Below are 16,390 nucleotides of genomic sequence, written 5' to 3' on the forward strand. Positions count from 1 at the left end.
AGGAGTTAATGGTTATTGTTTGATTAGGTACATATCTTTGCTGTACAGGTTATCCAGTGGGTTGTTTGGGTAACCGCCTAAGTAAGGTTTGACTAAACGGGCGGTAACATACTGGTAGATAGGCGCCACTGGCATGTCTTTACTTAAGATAGTTTCAGCTTGCTGGTAGTAATTAGCACGCTCAGCAGGATCGGTGGTAATACGGCTGTTTGCCATTAACTTGTCGTAGGCTGGACTATTGTATTTACCGTCGTTATTGCCGTTGTCACTTTCCAGCAAACTCAACATTGACGAGGCTTCATTGTAATCGGCAATCCAACCGGCACGAGCAACGCTGAAATTACCTTGTTTTCTTGAATCGAGGTAGGTTTTCCACTCTTGATTTTCAAGTTTGGCTTCAACGCCGAGGCCTTTTTTCCACATTGATGACACTGCAATAGCGACTTTCTTGTGGTTCTCACTGGTGTTGTAGAGCAGTGAGAACTTCAGCGGATTATCCTTGTTGTATCCGGCTTCGGCTAATAATGCTTTCGCTTTAGCATCACGCTCCTTTTGGCTTAACCCTGCCCATTCTTGTGGTGCTGGCTCAAAGCCATCGACTATTTTAGGGGTAAACGAATATGCAGGTGTTTGCCCTTGACCTAACACAAAGTTGGCGATGGCTTCGCGGTTAATGGTGTAAGACAGTGCGGTGCGCACGCGAACATCATCAAACGGCTTTTGCTTGGTGTTAAACTGGTAGTAATAGGTGCCTACATAGCCTGTTACTCGAATTGACTCAGGGTATTCTTTTTTCAGACGCTTGAAGTGCTCTATCGGCATTTCGTAAGTCATGTGAATTTCATCAGCTAAAAAGCGATTCATTTCCGCGTTTTGTGATTGTAGCGGCAGGTAACTTACCTTGTTGATTACGGTGTTGGCATTGTCCCAATATTGTTCATTACGTGACAAGACAATACGCTCGTTCACGGTCCAAGTATCGAGTTTGTAAGCGCCATTACTGACCATATTACCTGGACGGGTCCACTTATCGCCTAACTTTTCTACACTTGCCTTGTGTACTGGATTGGTAGAAGTGTGGTAAAGCATAGAAACAAAGTATGGCAAAGGCTTGTCTAGTTCAATAATCAAGGTGTTATCATCTTTTGCCTTAACCCCAAGCTGCTCTGCTGCTTGGGTGCCCGCGATGATAGCTTTGGCATTTTTAATGGTGGCTTTTTCGAAATACCAAGAATAGGGTGAAGCGGTTGCTGGATTAACAGCGCGCTTAAACGCATATTCAAAATCGTGTGCGGTTACTGGGTCTCCATTTGACCATTTTGCGCCTTGGCGCATGTGGAAAATGTACGTTTTATTATCTGCTGTTTCCCAACTTTCAGCAGCGGCGGGCAGGGTTTCACCATTAGGGCCTGAAGTGACTAAGCCTTCAAATAAATCACGTAACACGTTAGCCTCAGGCACACCTTCTGCTTTATGTGGATCAAGAGTCGCGACTTCTGCGCCATTGCCTTTTACCAGTTCTTGTACGGCTGCGAGTTCAGTTCCTGCTGGTACATCGGCTGCGAGTGCTTGAGAGCTTAAGGCGAATGCTGTTATCACTGAAAATGCGATGAGGGACTGTTTCCGTTTCATGATTATCTCCATATGCTTAGGTTTTTAAGCAATTATTGATATTTGTAAAAATATTATAGGTGATTGCTTAAAATGAATAATTATCTAGTTATGATTGTTTTTGAAAGGTAAATATAGTGATAAACCCTTTCTTTGTAAGTCAATTTACAAAGCATATGGGGTGGAACACAAATATTATTAGAATAAATGATAGCTTGAATGATCAGGATCAAGCTGGCATTGGCGGGGTAATAGCCCCTAGTCGTGGTTAAAGAGTTGGTAAGTGGTTACTAATTAAGGATATGATATTTAATCTAAATTTTGTTTGTAGTAAGAATTTTTTTGTCGCTTAACCGGAAAATATAATGCTGAATTAGGTGGTTTTGCTGACAATTACTTTTATAAATTATTATTCTCTTTGTGATCTCTACTCAATTGGTTTAAGGCATTTTCCTGCGAGCTCTAGTCAGAATGCGAGTTGTTAAGTAAACAGATGTAACGCTCTAAAATTAACTCAATGTCCTGCATCTAGTCGTCTTTGTTAAATAACTATGCTGCTGTGCTCTATAGGTTTAATCGAATTATTGTTGTGCTTTCGGTGGTCGTAATGAAGGCGATTTTTATTAAAATCACCTTGCTTAAGAGCCGACCGGTAGCAAAATATTGGCATAATTTAAGTCGATATTGGTGGCTTAGGCTATGACACTTGAGATAGTGATACAGGGTCGGTTGGTTTTGAGCCTGGTATGCAGTTTATGTATGCCCTGAATTCACCTTGACTGCTGCACCTGCTTCCTTCACTAGTCTGCAGCAATGGAAAGATAACTGCAGTCCAGCGCAAGAGCGCAGTAGTGTCATATCTGGAGAGCTATTTGTGTGGTACGCCAAAGGCTCAACTCGAAGCTCTGATTAAGTAGATAAAAAGCTATATCACCAATATTGATTTGCCTTAATGGCAGAATAATTCCCAAACCCGTTCTTTTTGAGTCAAAAACCGCCTGAGTCATAGGCGGTTTTTACTTATTTGTCTGGGCGGGAGTGACCTCCCTAAGTTGCGTTTTACTAAGAGGATTTAAATGTTTCCCCAATTTAAAATTGGCCATTGCGTGCGCCGGGCATGCTCGGTTAGTTGTTGGCAAGGGTTGACTAAATAGGTTTGATCAGCGTATTCGCACAAGGGTAAATCATTAATCGAGTCGGTAAAGAAATGCACTTCGCCATGGTGTTCCGGCCTGTTGGCTAGCCATTCTTTGATGCGCGTCACTTTGCCTTCTCTGAAACTGGGGATCCCTTGAATTTCGTGGGTATACCTTTGATTGACCACTTTTAGTTCAATACCCATGGCTTGAGAGATACCAATTTCTTGTGCCACCGCCTGCACGATAAAATCGACCGAGGCGGAAATAATTAAGGTGGCGATATTATCGCGGTGCAAATTTTCAATCAGACGCTGAGCCTCGGGGTAGAGCTTAGGCAGCACCCTTTCCTGTACACAGCGCTCGGCAAGCTGATGAACTTGCGCCACGGGCACATCTTTTAATGGCACCATGACAAATTCAAGGTATTGCGCCATATCAAGCGTGCCATTAGCGTATTGACTCATCAGGGCGCGATCGTTGGCGACAAAGTCGGGATCAGTAGCAATGCCGTTATCGGCCAAAAACTCACTCCAAATCATGGCGCAGTCACCATTGATTAAGGTGTCGTCTAAATCAAATACATAGAGTGGCTGAGTCATTTTAGGCGCTCACTGGTTGAATTTCATTAAGGTTAAACAGTAGCTCAAGTTGACTGCCGTTGGCGAGCAATCGCTCTGAAGATCGATTGAGTAAGTCGACTGACAACTCACAATCGTGTACTTCAACTTGATAACGAATAACATTACCCAGTAATTGATGCTGCTTGATCACCCCAAGTTGTGGTGAAGAGATATGGGGCTCGTAGTGGCGACCGGCTTCTTTCACGTAAATGGATTCTGGGCGAATGGCGACCTTATGAGGCGTGTCTAAATTGAACAATTGCTTAGCCGCACTGGCTGACACTAGATTAGTGTTACCCATAAATTGCGCGACAAACTCATTAGCAGGTTGCGTGTAGATTTGCTCTGGTGAGCCTTGTTGCACAATTTTCCCTTGATTCATCAAAAAGATCCGGTCCGATAGGATCATCGCTTCTTCTTGATCGTGAGTGACAAATATTGTGGTGAGGTTGAGCTCGGTTTGAATGTCTCTAATTTGTTGGCGTAAATGCTTACGAATTTTCGCGTCGAGTGCTGATAATGGCTCATCAAGTAATAAAATACGTGGTTTAACCACTAAGGCGCGCGCTAAGGCAACACGCTGGCGCTGGCCACCGGAAAGTTGGTGTGGGTAGTGTTTTTCTTTGCCTTTTAATGCCACTAACTCAATAACCTGCTGCACTTGGCTTTGTATTTCTTGCAGCCCCATGCCTTTCATTTTCAAGCCAAAAGCAATGTTTTCGGCGGTGGTCATATTGGGAAACAAGGCATAAGACTGAAACACCATGCCAATGCCACGCAGCTGCGGCGAATGATGGGTAATGTTTTCACCATTCACCCAAATTTCGCCGCCGTCAACCGGATTTAGCCCGGCCAAGCTGCGCAGCAAGGTGGATTTACCACAGCCACTGGGGCCTAGTAGGGTAACAAACTCGCCTTGCTCGATAGTGAAATGGATATCGTTAAATACGGTATTGTCAGCAAAGTGTTTGGTGAGTTGGGTAACGTTTACGTAGCTCATAGTATTAGGCTCATTCTGAAATGGCGGCTGGTTTGGCGCTGAATCGACTGGCCAACCAAGTGAGAAGAAATACAAACAAGAAATAGGTCATGACTAACGCAGAAGTAAAGTGACCACTGGTTTGACGCATGTTGTATAAGTAAATTTGTAAGGTTTCATAGCGCGTGCCTACCAGTAGGTTGGCAAACACAAACTCGCCGAGTAAAAAAGAGAAGGACAAAAACAGCGAAGCCAATAAGCCTTTTTTAAGGTTCGGCAGTACGATCAACCAAAATGCCTGAAATGTGCTGGCGCCCAGTAAGTGAGCCGCGTCCATTAAATCGTTTAAATGAATAGCACTAAAGCTATTGGCTATCGCGCGATACATAAAGGGCAGGGCAATCGTGAAGTAAGTGCCAATTAAGATCCAAGGCGTGCCGACAATCGGCCAAGCGCTGTCTGCATATAGTTGTAATAACCCCACTGACGACACCACAGGCGGCACAGCAAAGGGCAGCAAAATGAGCAGGTTCATGAGTTTGTCGAGTTTAGGAAAGTAGTAAAACACGACAAAAATGGCAGGGATCACCAAAATAGCACTGAGCGCGAGTGAGGCACTGCAAATTAATAGCGAGCGACCAAACGCGGCTAAAAAGCGTGGATCACTGAGTAATTGGCCATACCAGTTAAAGGTGAACCCATCAGGTAAAATTGTCGCGCCCCAGCTTGATGAAAGGGAATAGACTAAGGTAGCCAAGATAGGCAGTAACATCACGCCGACAATACCGTACACCACGGTTTTATGCCAAATAGCACTGTGATTAGAGTTAACGTTAGCTTTTGGCATGGTAGCTCCTTGCGATTAACCATTGGTTAATAAGGGTAAAAGAAAAAGCGAGGAGCGGCAGTACCGTCACGCCTACCGTGTCGATGCCATAAACCACGGTTTTATGCCACCAAATAGCACTGTGATTAGAATTAACGTTAGCTTTTGGCATGGTAACTCCTTGCGATTAGCCATTGGTTAATAAGGGTAATGAAGGCGAGGATTAACATCAGTACCACGGATATGGCGGCAGCTAAATTCGGCTCAAGAAATAAATCACCTGATACCAAGCTGGCGATGCGCACGGTGACCACGTTGTAATTACCTGATGTTAGCGCGTAAACACTGGCATAAGCGCCAATGGCATTGGCAATTAATATGATCAAGGTACCTAGCAAAGCAGGAGATAGTACGGGCAGTGCGACGCGGCGCCAATATTGCCAGCTGCTTGCGCCAAGTAATGCGGCGGCGTCTTGCCAATCGTCCTTTAGGGCATCAAATGCGGGGTATAGCAGTAGCACTGCCAGTGGTATTTGAAAATACACATACATGGCCAGCAGGCCCCATTGTCCATACAGGTTAAAGCTATCAATCAAGCCATATTGTTTTAATAACAGAGTCAGTGCGCCATTGACTCCCAGAATAATGATAAAGGCGAAGGCCAGTGGCACGCCGGCAAAGTTACTACTCATATTGGTAAAGGCGATCACGCCATCGCGTATTTTGCTGTTGATTCGGCGCAGTGACGACACCAGTAACACCGCGATGGCTAGGCCAATTACGCTCGACCATGTCGCTAACCACAAACTGTTGCGAAAGCCTTGTTGAATAAAAGATGAATTAAAGATTTCGTGGTAATGATCCAGCGACCAACTTTGCTCTACTAAAAAGCTGTTCACTACCACCCACAACATAGGGGCAAGTTGGAATAGGTAAAAGAACACCGCAAAAGGCAGTAAACATAAGCCGGGTTTGAGCAGCTTAAGCCATTTAACTTTAGTTTGTTGGCGTAATCGGGGTTGAGTATTAATGACGCAGCTAGTCATAACGCAAGCTCTCTTTTGGGTAAGGTTTTTGATGGTCAAGGCCGAGTAACTCGCAGCATAAACCGCAAATATCGGTTTGCTTGATATGTGCGCCGTGGTGAGCAAATGCTGAGCCGATCATAAATAAGGGCACTTCGCGCTCTTCGGGGAGTGTTCCGCCGTGGCTGCGGTCATTGTTCATGCCGTGATCACTGGTAACCAGTACTTGATAGCCATCTGCTAGCCAAAGATCAATAAAGTGCGACAACAGTACATCGGCATGGCGTGCACTGTTGCGATATTGCGACGAGTCTAAACCAAATTTGTGGCCGGCATCGTCGATATTCATCGGGTGGATCAACAAAAAGTTTGGCTGATGGCTAAGGCGTAACTGTTCGGCATCTAAAAATACCGCTTCATCAGGGTAATGATCCCATTGGTAAAAGCAGCCGTGTTGGATATTGAGAGTTTCGTCTTGGGTAAAGCGATCGCGAACGGCTTGATAAGGTGCGCGATTGTATAACTCACTGACCCAATGATAGGCCGCTGCGGCAGTGCGCAGGCCTTGGTTTTTAGCCAAACTGAATATGGAGTCGTGTTTAGAGCGTCGAACGATATGATTGCTGACAATGCCGCTGTCAATGGGGCGCACCCCAGTTAACAAGCATTCATATAGTGGCCGTGAGAGTGACGGCAATTCACTTTGAATGGGTGATAGACTAGCGCGCTGTTGCTCAATTAAGCCATTCAAATAACCCATGCAATCATGAGCGACTTGGTAATTGAGTCCATCAAGCACCACTAAGATCACTTTATTGTTCATCTTGTTGTTCATAATTGCTTTCTACTGCTGACGATGTGGCTGATGACAAATTCAATTAAGCCGTTTAAATAGCCAATAATACAATCATGAGCGACTTGGTAATTGAGTCCATCAAGCACGACTAAGATCACTTTATTGCTAATATTATTGTTCATATTGTTATTCATAATTGCATTTCTAATGCGGGCGATGTGACTGATGACGAATGTGTAAAAACAAAAAATTGGCTGCGAGCTGATTGAGCTGCGCAGCCTAGCGTTAGCTGATGGTCACCTTATTGCTGGTGGATCAACACGCTTTCTTGCCATTGACGTGGCAGTTTACGCGCTGACTTTTCCCATGCGCTGAAATCAGATACCGGGTGGACATTGGTGTATTGATTGCTGGCAATTAATTTGTCTTGGATTTCTTTCGGTAAGGTGACATTGTTGCGGATTGGGCGAGCGTAACCTTGAGCGAGGTTAATTTGACCTTGGTCGCTGAAAATGTATTCGCGCGCAAGCTTCGCTGCGTTCGGATTTTTCGCGTATTTATTGATGATAGTGGTGTAACCAGAGATCACTGAGCCATCTTGTGGGATGGTCACGCTAAAGCGGCTGCGGTCAATTTGGTCGCGGTAGTTTAGGGCATTAAAGTCCCATAATACTGCCACTTCTACTTCGCCTTTTTCTAAGTTAGCAATACTTGGGTCGGTGTAAGATAAGCGCCCTTGCTTGGCTAGCTTGGCAAAAAAATCGATAGCAGGATCAAGGTTTGTTTCGTCACCGCCATTGGCAAAAGCAGCCGCTAATACTGCATTGTTAGCTTGCGCAGCAACGCCAACATCACCAATACTGATTTTGTACTTACCAGTTAGTAAGTCGTTCCAAGTGGTTGGCGCTTTTTCGACTAAATTATTATTAGTGATGAAAGAGATGGTGCCAGTGTAAGCCAGTGCCCAGTGGCCATCTTGGTCTTTAGCCCAATCAGGAATCTCGTCCCAAGTACTAGGCTTGTAAGCTTGGGTGACGCCTTTTTTCACTGCGACGCGAGCAAATGCAAAGCCTACATCACCGATATCTGCCGTAGCATTATTTTTTTCGGCTTCGAATTTGGCAATTTCTTGCGCAGAGCTCATATCCGTATCTTGATGCTTAATTGCGTGCATTGCTTCAAGATCGCGCCAAGTGTCTTTCCAGTTCGCCCAGCTGTCAGGCATACCAACGCTGTAAAGTTGCCCTTCTTGTTGTGCTGCTTTGATTAACGCTTCAATTTTTGTATTACTGTCAGCGAATACCGATGTAGATAAAGTGGCCGCCAATAGGGTGGCGCCCGTTAGCAAGGTTTTCATTGTTACATCCTTCTGGACTAGGTCAGTGAGTTCAAAGTTATGCTAAGCATCCAATATGAAAATTTGGTGTAATAAAGTTGACAGTTAGGGTGTTTTTTTATGTCATTTTTATTGCGCTAGTGTGGTTGTTTACAAAGACCATTGTTGTCATTAATTTGTTATCTTAGTGAGTTAGGTTGTCATTTTTGTTTGTTAGATTGGAATAGACCAAACGTGACTTCGATAAATGTTTCTTACTCTCGGAGTGAGAAGACAGATTCCATGCCAGTGACTCAGCTGAGTAAAATAAAGGGATCTTTACGTGAACAAATTACCGCTGGAGAATTAACCGCTCAGCATAAATTGCCTTCGGAGCGAGCGTTAAGCGAATTGTTTTCAACTACCCGGATCACAGTGAAAGACGCCTTAGTCGCCCTTGAAACGGAAGGGGTTATTTATCGAGAAGAACGCCGCGGCTGGTTTGTCTCGCCACCTCGCATTCAATACAACCCGCTTTCGCGTAGTCATTTTCATCAAATGATCCAGCAGCAAAATCGTATTGCGCAAACCCAATTGCTATCAGTACGCAGTGTGATGGCGTCGCAACAATATGCGGTAGCCCTAGAGGTGGATAGGTTAACGCCGATCCATATTGTTGAGCGACTACGCTCAATCGATGGTCGGGCGGTATTGTTTGTGGAAAACTGCTTAATTGCGCGATTATTTCCTGATGTGTTAGAGCAAGACTTGACGGGCTCGCTCACTTATTTATACCAAGAAAAATTCAATTATGTGACTACGCGTTCGCGCTTTGATGTCGTGCCCAGCGCCGCCCCTAGCCATGTTGCTAAGGCGCTTAATTTAGCGGCGGGGCAGCAAGTGCTGAAAATATGCCGAGTGAATTATAAACAAGATGGCGAGCTAATGGATTGTGAGTTTGAATATTGGCGTCCCGATGCGGTGCAAATTTCAATAGATAGCCACGGTTAACGCGTCCCCTTTAAATAGGCTTGTCGTAGTGGTTCATCAAATTTTTCAATAGCGTAGCGCAGCATAGTGCGCGGCATGTTTGTGTAGTGCTGATCTAAAAAAGCTAGCTCAGTTGCTAAATCGCGCTTACCGATTTCACGCAGCATCCAGCCGATGGCTTTATGCATTAAATCATGGGGATGTTGCAATAAGTGCGCGGCTAGGTCTAAGGTGAGCTGATATCGACCTTGTTTGATAAAAGCAAAGCTGCTCATCACGGCAATACGCTGTGACCAAAGCTGCTCACTGTTAGCCAGCGTCCAAAGTAATTGCGTATCTTTATCTAATAGCCAAGTGCCGAGTAAATAGGGCGCTGAGCCATCAACTAGATCCCAGTTATTAACTCCAGCCAAATGCGTTAAATAGAAATCGATGATGGCGTGTTGTGTATCAGTATCGCCTTTTTCAAATTGTAACCGCAGGATGAATAGGGCTAATAAACGTTGCTCATGGATGGGAGACGTAATAAGTATTTCAACTTTATTTAAAGGTAGCTGACGATACTTTTTAGCTAATTGGCGCAGTGGTGGTACGCGAATGCCCCAAAACTGGTCGCCTTCCCCATACCCGCCAGGGAATGCTTTAAAGAACTGCGGAAAAAATGCAGCTTTATCTGGCTCAATATGTTGTTTTAGTTCATTTAATAATACTTTCATTTTACGCCTATCATTCGCACTATTTTGGAGACTTAATATTATTGTGGTTGAATCTGAGTTTGACCACGGTTTGATTATTATTTTTATTATTTGTTGTTTGTTTGTTAATCTTGATCTTAGTTGTCTCGTTACTTGTTACAAGCTCTAAATGGCGAATGAAATGAGCGGATACTGGTGGACATTTCTGACAGTTCAATTATGTAAAGAGCAGTAGCGAGTGATTTTTTCTCATTCCCTCTTTTATGAGTGACATAAAATAATAGATAAGGACTCGCTATGCCAGTTCCACTAAAACCCATACCCAGCAGCTTTCGATATTGTTTAAATATGATGCTCGCTACTTGGTTTTATCTAGCTTCATTTCAAGTGCTAGCTATTGATTGGCCGCAAGACATTAGCGCCGATGAAGGCACGATTGTTGTGTACCAGCCTCAACCGGAAACCTTGACCGGTAATGTGTTACAAGGCCGTGCGGCCATGTCGCTGGAGCTAAATAGTAGTGATGAGCCGATTTTTGGTGCATTTTGGTTTACGGCAAAAATCGACACCGATAGTGACAATGATTTAGCGAACATTCGTGACGTTGAGGTAACGAAGGTCAGCTGGCCTGACTCTCAAGAGAAAGATGAAGCTCGCTTTAGCCAAATTGTTGAGCAATCTGTGGCGCAATCTCAGTTTGACATTTCTTTGTCACGCTTATCGGCCAGCTTGCAAGATGCTGAGCAAGTGAAGAGCAGCTTAGAGCAAATTAAAAATGATGCGCCCAATATTATTTTTAAAGAGCAATTAGCGGTGCTATTGGTGTATGACGGTGAACCTAAGTTTACGCCAATTGAAAATACGTCTTACGAGCGAGTGGTTAATACGCCATTTGCTGTGGCTAAAGATAAATCCAGCAATAAAGTTTATTTGAGTAGCGGTGCCCTTTGGTACGAGGCAGATAATGCATTAGGCCCTTGGCAGCAAACGACCAATCCGCCAGCTGATTTAGTGAAATTAGCGCCTAAATCAGATGAAGCGCCGCCAGTCACTGTACCTGAAATTATTGCGGTTACGTCACCTACCGAGTTGGTCGCAACGCAAGGAAAACCCGATTGGCAAAGCCTTGTGGGTGGTGAATTACTTTACGTGAAAAACACTGAAACAGCTTGGCTGCGAGAGCTTAGTGAAGGGCAGATGTATGTTTTGCTTTCTGGGCGTTGGTATCGCGCTAAATCCAAGGAAGGCCCGTGGACCTTTGTTAGAGCGGATCAATTGCCGAAAAGCTTTCAATCTATTCCTCCTGATTCTGATATTGGCGGCTTACGTGTGTCGGTAGCGGGGACGGAAGAAGCTGATCAAGCTGTGCTTGAAGCACAAGTGCCACAAACCGCAGCGATAAAACGTGCCGATACCACACTAACCGTTGAATACGATGGCAAGCCAAAGTTTGAAGCGATCAAGGGTACTAACGTGGCTTATGCGGTTAACACTGGCGCGCAAGTACTTAAAATTAAAAACCGTTATTACGCGGTTGATAATGGTGTTTGGTTTGTTGCTGATACTGCAACTGGGCCTTGGCAAGTTGCCGATGATATTCCTAATGAGGAAATCGCTCAAATACCACCTAGCTCCCCCGTTTATAACACTACTTATGTGCAAATCTACGACTCCACGCCTGATATTGTGTATGTTGGCTATACCCCTGGCTATCTCTGGTCATTCCCTTATTACGGAGTGCCAGTTTATGGTAGTGGCTGGTACTACCAACCTCACTGGGGAGGAATGTATTACCCAAGACCGCCTACTTGGGGGTTCCATGTCGGTTATAATCCTTGGACAGGCTGGAATTTTGGCGTCACTTGGAGCCGTGGTTTCTTTAGCTTTGGTGCCAGTTGGAGTGCCGGTTGGGGTAATCACTATAGCCCTTGGGGATGTTGTGGTGGCTGGTATGGCGGAGGATATCGTCGTCCACCAGTGGTAATTAATACTGGTAATATTAACATCGGCAATAATATTAATATTGGTAACCGGACTAAAATTAGTAATACGATTGCTAAGGATAAACGCTTTACAAAAAATCGGATTGGCCAAACTAACTTGTACAATCGTGATGCAAACCGAGTGCGCAATGCTGCACCGGCACAAGTTAGTCGTGACTTGAAAAAAGCCCGAGCGAACCGCAGTCGTGAAAATAACGTATTTGCTGATGCCAACGGAAATATAGCCCGGGTGAAGGATAATAAGTGGCAAGATCGTACTAATGGTAGCTGGAAAGAACAGGCGAAAGATTTCGATAAATCTAAATTAGAGAACGTGCAAAAACCGGTGTTAAACGATGCACAAAAATCTAAGCTAGATAATATTGAAAAGCCTCAGCTAAGTAGTGAGCAAAAGGCAAAACTTGATAATCTGCAAAAAACGCAACTGAGTAACGAGCAAAAAATGCAGGTTAAGCAAAAAGTACAGCAACATGATGTGATTGCGCCAGCTGTGCGTGACAAGGTGCAGAATCGAGCACAAACCCGTCCCGCAGTAAATAAGCGCCCAGCGGTTAACCATCAAAGCATGCAACGTGCTAATCGTGCGCGCCAGCAAGGTGTTCATCGAGAAAGGATCCGCCGTCGCCAGTAACCGCCGATATTGAATAAACAAAAACGCCGCTAGAGACAGCGGCGTTTTTTATAGTCTATTACATCTTATTTTTATGGCATCTTAGTTTCATCATTTTTGCTCTCTTTACTGCTTTTCTGACCCAAAATATGTATCTTAGTGTTCTATCAACTCATTGTGTATTTTTTATCTCAAACATATATTTATTTGGAGTGTAACCATGACTATCTCTTCTCATATTGAACGTTTTTATGATTTGCCAATTGAGCCGTTTGACGCCGACAAAGGGGTGCAAAATGCAAATGCTGCGATACGCCTTGAAGTAGATTACGATGCCGCGGAAGATGGCGCTGAAATGATTGATGTACTAGCGCGTTTGATTAACGATCCAAAAGTGAATCAAATCCAAGCTTTGATACTTGGCTGTTGGGAAGAGGCTTATGAAAATGATGCTGGTATATACGTGGACTTTTTGGTTGAGCACGCCGCGGCTTTAAGTGGCTTAAAGGCCATCTTTATTGGTGAAATGACTTATGAAGAAAATGAAATATCCTGGATTAACCAAGGTAACTACAGCCGCTTTTGGGCGGCATTCCCAGCGCTTGAACATTTGCAAATTCGTGGCGCAGAAGGATTAGAATTAGGTGACATCGCCCATTCAAACTTAAAAACCTTGATCATTGAAAGTGGTGGTTTAGGCAGTGATGTGATCGCTGCCGTGGCTAATGCGAAGCTACCCGCACTGGAAACGTTAGGTTTATGGCTCGGTGATGAAAGCTATGGTTGGGATGGTGATATCAGCACGGTGACGCCGCTGATATCGCAACAACTTTTTCCTAAGCTAACCAGTCTTGCATTAAAAAATAGTGAAATTCAAAATGAAATAGTGGCTGAGTTAGTTAAGAGTGACTTATTAGGCCAATTAACCGACATCGACTTGTCGATGGGGATCATGCTCGATGCTGGCGCTGAGCTATTGATAGCGAATCAAGGCTTATTGGCAGGTAAAAAAATAGACGTGTCGGAAAACTTCCTCTCTGCTGAAGTGGTTGAAAAGCTGTTGGCTTCAGGCTTGGATATTCAAGTTAATGATCAAAAAGAAGCTGACGATGATGGTGACGGTGATGTTTACCGCTACGTGTCTGTTGCTGAATAATGTCAACGGCTAAACCACTTTGGATATTAATTTGTAATCCAGAGAACCGTAGGCAGCATTTGTTTCAACAAGCGCTGCCTAACGATGCCGATTATTTGCTGTTAAGCTATTTGGAATTATTACAAACGCCTCATTTACCTTTATTTTTATCGCAGCGATTAAGGTCTTTTTTGGGACGGCCATGGTTGGTGAAAATCGACTCAGCGGGGGAAAATTTCGCGGTTGAAAAGGCGTTATTACAGCGCATTAATCCCAATCAATTTGCTCAACTTGCCAACGACAAGGGGCGTTTTCATCATGTTGATAAGTGGTTTTTAGGTTTTAAAAGCTTACTGACTGAAGTTGCCCATGCCATTGAGCAAATAGCGGATGATGTGAATTCGCGATTACAATATCTGAACTCCCCTCGGGCTATTTTAGCGATGGCGGATAAATGGGAGTGCCAGCAGTATTTACGTCAGCATCAGGTGCCGACGCCTTTGTTGTTTGAGCCAATCAATAACTTACCTGAATTGGTGCAACAAATGCGACAGCGGCGCTGCTATCAAGTGTTTGTAAAAAGCCGTTATGGCTCTTCAGCGTCAGGAGTCATGGCATTAAGGCTAAACCCGAAAACAGGTGATTTAATTGCTAAAACCAGTTTAGAGCGGGTGGTTGATGGTGTTCACTCTCACTTTTATAACTCCCTTAAGGTAAAAACGTATCGCGAGCCAGAACAAATTGCCGAGCTTTTGCAGCAAATTGTTTTGCAGCAAGCTTATGTCGAGGCTTGGGTTCCTAAGCCGCAAATTAATGGGCGCCAGTTTGATTTACGTATCTTGTTGCTTAATGGTAAGGCGGGGCATTACGTGACACGTACCAGCTTAACTCCGATGACTAATTTGCATTTAGGCAATCAACGCGGTGACATATTGGCCCATCATGATGGTGAGCGCATGTTACAGCAAGCATTTGCAGTGGCCGAACAAGCGGCAAGTATTTTTCCTGAAGCGGGTTGCATTGGCGCAGATGTGATTTGTGGTAAGTCGAAGGCGAGGGTGGTTGAAATAAATGGATTTGGTGATTTACTCCCTCGCGTGAGTTATCAAGGGCTCAGTAGTTATCAGGCGCAAGTGAAGGCAATGCAATGTTATTAATTTTTGATTTAGACAATACGCTAATTGATCGTGATAGCGCATTTCAGCAATGCTTAACCGAACTATTTACGACCTTGGGTATTACGCTGGATGAGTCACAGTGGCAAGGAATGTTGCAGCAAGATAATTCGGGTCGCACGCCGCGCGCTGAATTTTGTCAGTATTTGATGGACACTTTTCCAGACTTGCCACAGCAATACGAACAACTTTGGCGTTACTTTGAAATGCTACCCCAATACATCCAGCCAGACTCATCCCTTCAGTCATTATTGGCTTCATTGGGGCAACGCCACTCCTTACATTTGTTAACTAATGGCTCAAGCTTGATGCAACGGGAAAAAATAGCCCAAGCACAGCTAGCGCCTTATTTTAGCAAAATATTTGTTTCGGCTGAGGTGGGCTTACATAAACCCGATCCTGAGGTGTTTCGTCAATGTATGGCTGGTTTTCATGCTCGTGATTGCGTGATGATTGGTGATGATTTTGCGCGGGATATGATCCCAGCGAAAAAATTAGGAATGAAAACTGTGTGGGTTAATGCAGCAGGGCAGGGTGAATCAGATATCGTCGATTATCACCTCTCCCATGTCCTTCAACTAGCAGAGGTGTTTAAGTGATGTACAGTCGCCGTCACGAACAAACGAGTCAGGTAGATGAACCAACGTCATTGAACATGAATCAGATTGTGGGCAGCCACGATATTGTGTTGTTGACCTTAGATACCTTGCGCTTTGATGTGGCGCAAACGTTATTAACTCAAGGCGATCTGCCAGTGTTAGGCCAGTTTATTAGCGCATGGCAACCTAGGCACAGTCCTGGCAGCTTCACTTACGCGGCTCATCACGCTATTTTTAGTGGTTTTTTTCCTACCCCGATAGATGATCCTCTGGCACCAAGGTTAATGGCGGTAGATTTTCACGGTAGCCGCTCTATTGATAAAAACACACAAGTGTTTCAGCAGGCGACAATCGTGGAAGGTTTAGCCGAGCAAGGTTATCAAACGTTGTGCATTGGCGGCGTTGGCTTTTTTAATAAATTGACGCCCCTTGGTCAAACCTTGCCGAATTTGTTTCAGCATAGCTATTGGTCGGAGCAAACAGGAGTAACGGCACCTGACTCAACCGAGCGGCAAATTGATCAAGCCATACATTTGCTCGAACAAGCGCCCGTGGCACAAAAGGCGTTTTTATTCATTAACATTTCGGCGATTCATCAGCCTAATTATTTTTACAGTGCTTGGCATCTTGAACAAGGCTGCAAGGAGGATGATCTGCGCTCTCATGGCGCAGCTTTGTGTTATGTTGATAGCCAGTTACAACGGCTGTTTGATTATTTTAAATCGCGCCGCGACACCTTATTTATATTGTGCTCAGATCACGGTACCTGCTATGGCGAGCAGGGCTATAGCGGCCACCGGCTCGCTCATGAAACTGTATGGACTGTACCTTATGCGCAGTTTATTCAGCGCGCCGCGCAATAAGTATTTTTA

General features: G+C 44.5%; 16 protein-coding genes. 6 read left to right on the forward strand and 10 right to left on the reverse strand.

The genetic code is table 11. The features are described 5' to 3' along the window. Positions 1-12 precede the first annotated feature (12 nt). From Q4519_RS07775 to Q4519_RS07815, 9 genes are all read right to left on the reverse strand, one after another. Positions 13-1,632 (reverse strand): ABC transporter substrate-binding protein, encoded by a 1,620-nt coding sequence (locus Q4519_RS07775; protein ID WP_303511370.1) that lies wholly within the window; start codon positions 1,630-1,632, stop codon positions 13-15. Between the two features lie 1,051 nt (positions 1,633-2,683). Continuing rightward, positions 2,684-3,349, reverse strand: coding sequence for an HAD family phosphatase (locus tag Q4519_RS07780; RefSeq protein WP_303511372.1), 666 nt, complete (start codon positions 3,347-3,349; stop codon positions 2,684-2,686). A 1-nt stretch (position 3,350) separates the two neighbouring features. Beyond that, a complete protein-coding gene (locus Q4519_RS07785) occupies positions 3,351-4,370 on the reverse strand; it encodes an ABC transporter ATP-binding protein (RefSeq protein ID WP_303511373.1) in 1,020 nt (339 codons plus the stop codon). Positions 4,371-4,380: 10 nt separating this feature from the next. Continuing rightward, positions 4,381-5,196: an ABC transporter permease gene (locus Q4519_RS07790; protein ID WP_303511375.1), complete on the reverse strand. Its 816-nt coding sequence runs from the start codon at positions 5,194-5,196 to the stop codon at positions 4,381-4,383. After that, complete coding sequence (locus Q4519_RS07795) at positions 5,183-5,347, reverse strand: hypothetical protein (protein ID WP_303511377.1); 165 nt, start codon at positions 5,345-5,347, stop codon at positions 5,183-5,185. The genes Q4519_RS07790 and Q4519_RS07795 overlap by 14 nt, the downstream gene beginning before the upstream one ends. Then, complete coding sequence (locus Q4519_RS07800; protein ID WP_303511379.1) at positions 5,334-6,221, reverse strand: ABC transporter permease subunit; 888 nt, start codon at positions 6,219-6,221, stop codon at positions 5,334-5,336. The genes Q4519_RS07795 and Q4519_RS07800 overlap by 14 nt, the downstream gene beginning before the upstream one ends. Continuing rightward, positions 6,214-7,035: an alkaline phosphatase family protein gene (locus Q4519_RS07805; protein WP_303511381.1), complete on the reverse strand. Its 822-nt coding sequence runs from the start codon at positions 7,033-7,035 to the stop codon at positions 6,214-6,216. Before Q4519_RS07805 ends, Q4519_RS07800 begins: the two co-directional genes overlap by 8 nt. Continuing rightward, complete coding sequence (locus Q4519_RS07810) at positions 7,032-7,178, reverse strand: hypothetical protein (protein WP_303511383.1); 147 nt, start codon at positions 7,176-7,178, stop codon at positions 7,032-7,034. Before Q4519_RS07810 ends, Q4519_RS07805 begins: the two co-directional genes overlap by 4 nt. A gap of 119 nt (positions 7,179-7,297) precedes the next feature. Then, positions 7,298-8,353, reverse strand: a complete 1,056-nt coding sequence (locus tag Q4519_RS07815; RefSeq protein ID WP_303511384.1) for an ABC transporter substrate-binding protein — start codon at positions 8,351-8,353, stop codon at positions 7,298-7,300. Positions 8,354-8,614: 261 nt separating this feature from the next. Here Q4519_RS07815 and Q4519_RS07820 point away from each other — a divergent pair, with 261 nt between their 5' ends. Then, positions 8,615-9,322, forward strand: a complete 708-nt coding sequence (locus Q4519_RS07820) for a UTRA domain-containing protein (RefSeq protein WP_232802343.1) — start codon at positions 8,615-8,617, stop codon at positions 9,320-9,322. Here Q4519_RS07820 and Q4519_RS07825 read toward each other — a convergent pair. After that, a complete protein-coding gene (locus Q4519_RS07825; RefSeq protein ID WP_303511387.1) occupies positions 9,319-10,017 on the reverse strand; it encodes a DNA alkylation repair protein in 699 nt (232 codons plus the stop codon). The two genes, Q4519_RS07820 and Q4519_RS07825, sit on opposite strands and share 4 nt — an antisense overlap. A gap of 276 nt (positions 10,018-10,293) precedes the next feature. Here Q4519_RS07825 and Q4519_RS07830 point away from each other — a divergent pair, with 276 nt between their 5' ends. The 5 genes from Q4519_RS07830 (at position 10,294) to Q4519_RS07850 (ending at position 16,381) form a co-directional block, all read left to right on the forward strand. Further along, positions 10,294-12,630, forward strand: coding sequence for a carbohydrate-binding family V/XII (locus tag Q4519_RS07830; protein WP_303511389.1), 2,337 nt, complete (start codon positions 10,294-10,296; stop codon positions 12,628-12,630). Between the two features lie 199 nt (positions 12,631-12,829). Then, positions 12,830-13,765 carry an STM4015 family protein gene (locus Q4519_RS07835; protein ID WP_303511391.1) on the forward strand — a complete coding sequence of 312 codons (936 nt, stop codon included), beginning with the start codon at positions 12,830-12,832 and terminating at the stop codon, positions 13,763-13,765. Further along, positions 13,765-14,901: an STM4014 family protein gene (locus Q4519_RS07840; RefSeq protein ID WP_303511392.1), complete on the forward strand. Its 1,137-nt coding sequence runs from the start codon at positions 13,765-13,767 to the stop codon at positions 14,899-14,901. The genes Q4519_RS07835 and Q4519_RS07840 overlap by 1 nt, the downstream gene beginning before the upstream one ends. Next, complete coding sequence (locus tag Q4519_RS07845) at positions 14,892-15,518, forward strand: HAD family hydrolase (protein WP_303511393.1); 627 nt, start codon at positions 14,892-14,894, stop codon at positions 15,516-15,518. The genes Q4519_RS07840 and Q4519_RS07845 overlap by 10 nt, the downstream gene beginning before the upstream one ends. Next, a complete protein-coding gene (locus Q4519_RS07850) occupies positions 15,518-16,381 on the forward strand; it encodes an STM4013/SEN3800 family hydrolase (RefSeq protein WP_303511509.1) in 864 nt (287 codons plus the stop codon). The genes Q4519_RS07845 and Q4519_RS07850 overlap by 1 nt, the downstream gene beginning before the upstream one ends. Positions 16,382-16,390 lie beyond the last annotated feature (9 nt).

Origin of the sequence: Motilimonas sp. 1_MG-2023, assembly GCF_030547455.1 — a bacterium.
Classification (GTDB): domain Bacteria; phylum Pseudomonadota; class Gammaproteobacteria; order Enterobacterales; family CBDFNC01; genus Motilimonas.

Coding starts and splice junctions, on each gene's coding strand:
- Q4519_RS07790 (WP_303511375.1), bottom strand. CDS start 5,196: ATGCCAAAAGCTAACGTTAACTCTAATCACAGTGCTATTTGGCATAAA.
- Q4519_RS07805 (WP_303511381.1), bottom strand. CDS start 7,035: ATGAACAACAAGATGAACAATAAAGTGATCTTAGTGGTGCTTGATGGA.
- Q4519_RS07820 (WP_232802343.1), top strand. CDS start 8,615: ATGCCAGTGACTCAGCTGAGTAAAATAAAGGGATCTTTACGTGAACAA.
- Q4519_RS07835 (WP_303511391.1), top strand. CDS start 12,830: ATGACTATCTCTTCTCATATTGAACGTTTTTATGATTTGCCAATTGAG.
- Q4519_RS07845 (WP_303511393.1), top strand. CDS start 14,892: ATGTTATTAATTTTTGATTTAGACAATACGCTAATTGATCGTGATAGC.
- Q4519_RS07830 (WP_303511389.1), top strand. CDS start 10,294: ATGCCAGTTCCACTAAAACCCATACCCAGCAGCTTTCGATATTGTTTA.
- Q4519_RS07800 (WP_303511379.1), bottom strand. CDS start 6,221: ATGACTAGCTGCGTCATTAATACTCAACCCCGATTACGCCAACAAACT.
- Q4519_RS07775 (WP_303511370.1), bottom strand. CDS start 1,632: ATGAAACGGAAACAGTCCCTCATCGCATTTTCAGTGATAACAGCATTC.
- Q4519_RS07815 (WP_303511384.1), bottom strand. CDS start 8,353: ATGAAAACCTTGCTAACGGGCGCCACCCTATTGGCGGCCACTTTATCT.
- Q4519_RS07780 (WP_303511372.1), bottom strand. CDS start 3,349: ATGACTCAGCCACTCTATGTATTTGATTTAGACGACACCTTAATCAAT.
- Q4519_RS07795 (WP_303511377.1), bottom strand. CDS start 5,347: ATGCCAAAAGCTAACGTTAATTCTAATCACAGTGCTATTTGGTGGCAT.
- Q4519_RS07825 (WP_303511387.1), bottom strand. CDS start 10,017: ATGAAAGTATTATTAAATGAACTAAAACAACATATTGAGCCAGATAAA.
- Q4519_RS07810 (WP_303511383.1), bottom strand. CDS start 7,178: ATGAACAATAATATTAGCAATAAAGTGATCTTAGTCGTGCTTGATGGA.
- Q4519_RS07840 (WP_303511392.1), top strand. CDS start 13,765: ATGTCAACGGCTAAACCACTTTGGATATTAATTTGTAATCCAGAGAAC.
- Q4519_RS07785 (WP_303511373.1), bottom strand. CDS start 4,370: ATGAGCTACGTAAACGTTACCCAACTCACCAAACACTTTGCTGACAAT.
- Q4519_RS07850 (WP_303511509.1), top strand. CDS start 15,518: ATGTACAGTCGCCGTCACGAACAAACGAGTCAGGTAGATGAACCAACG.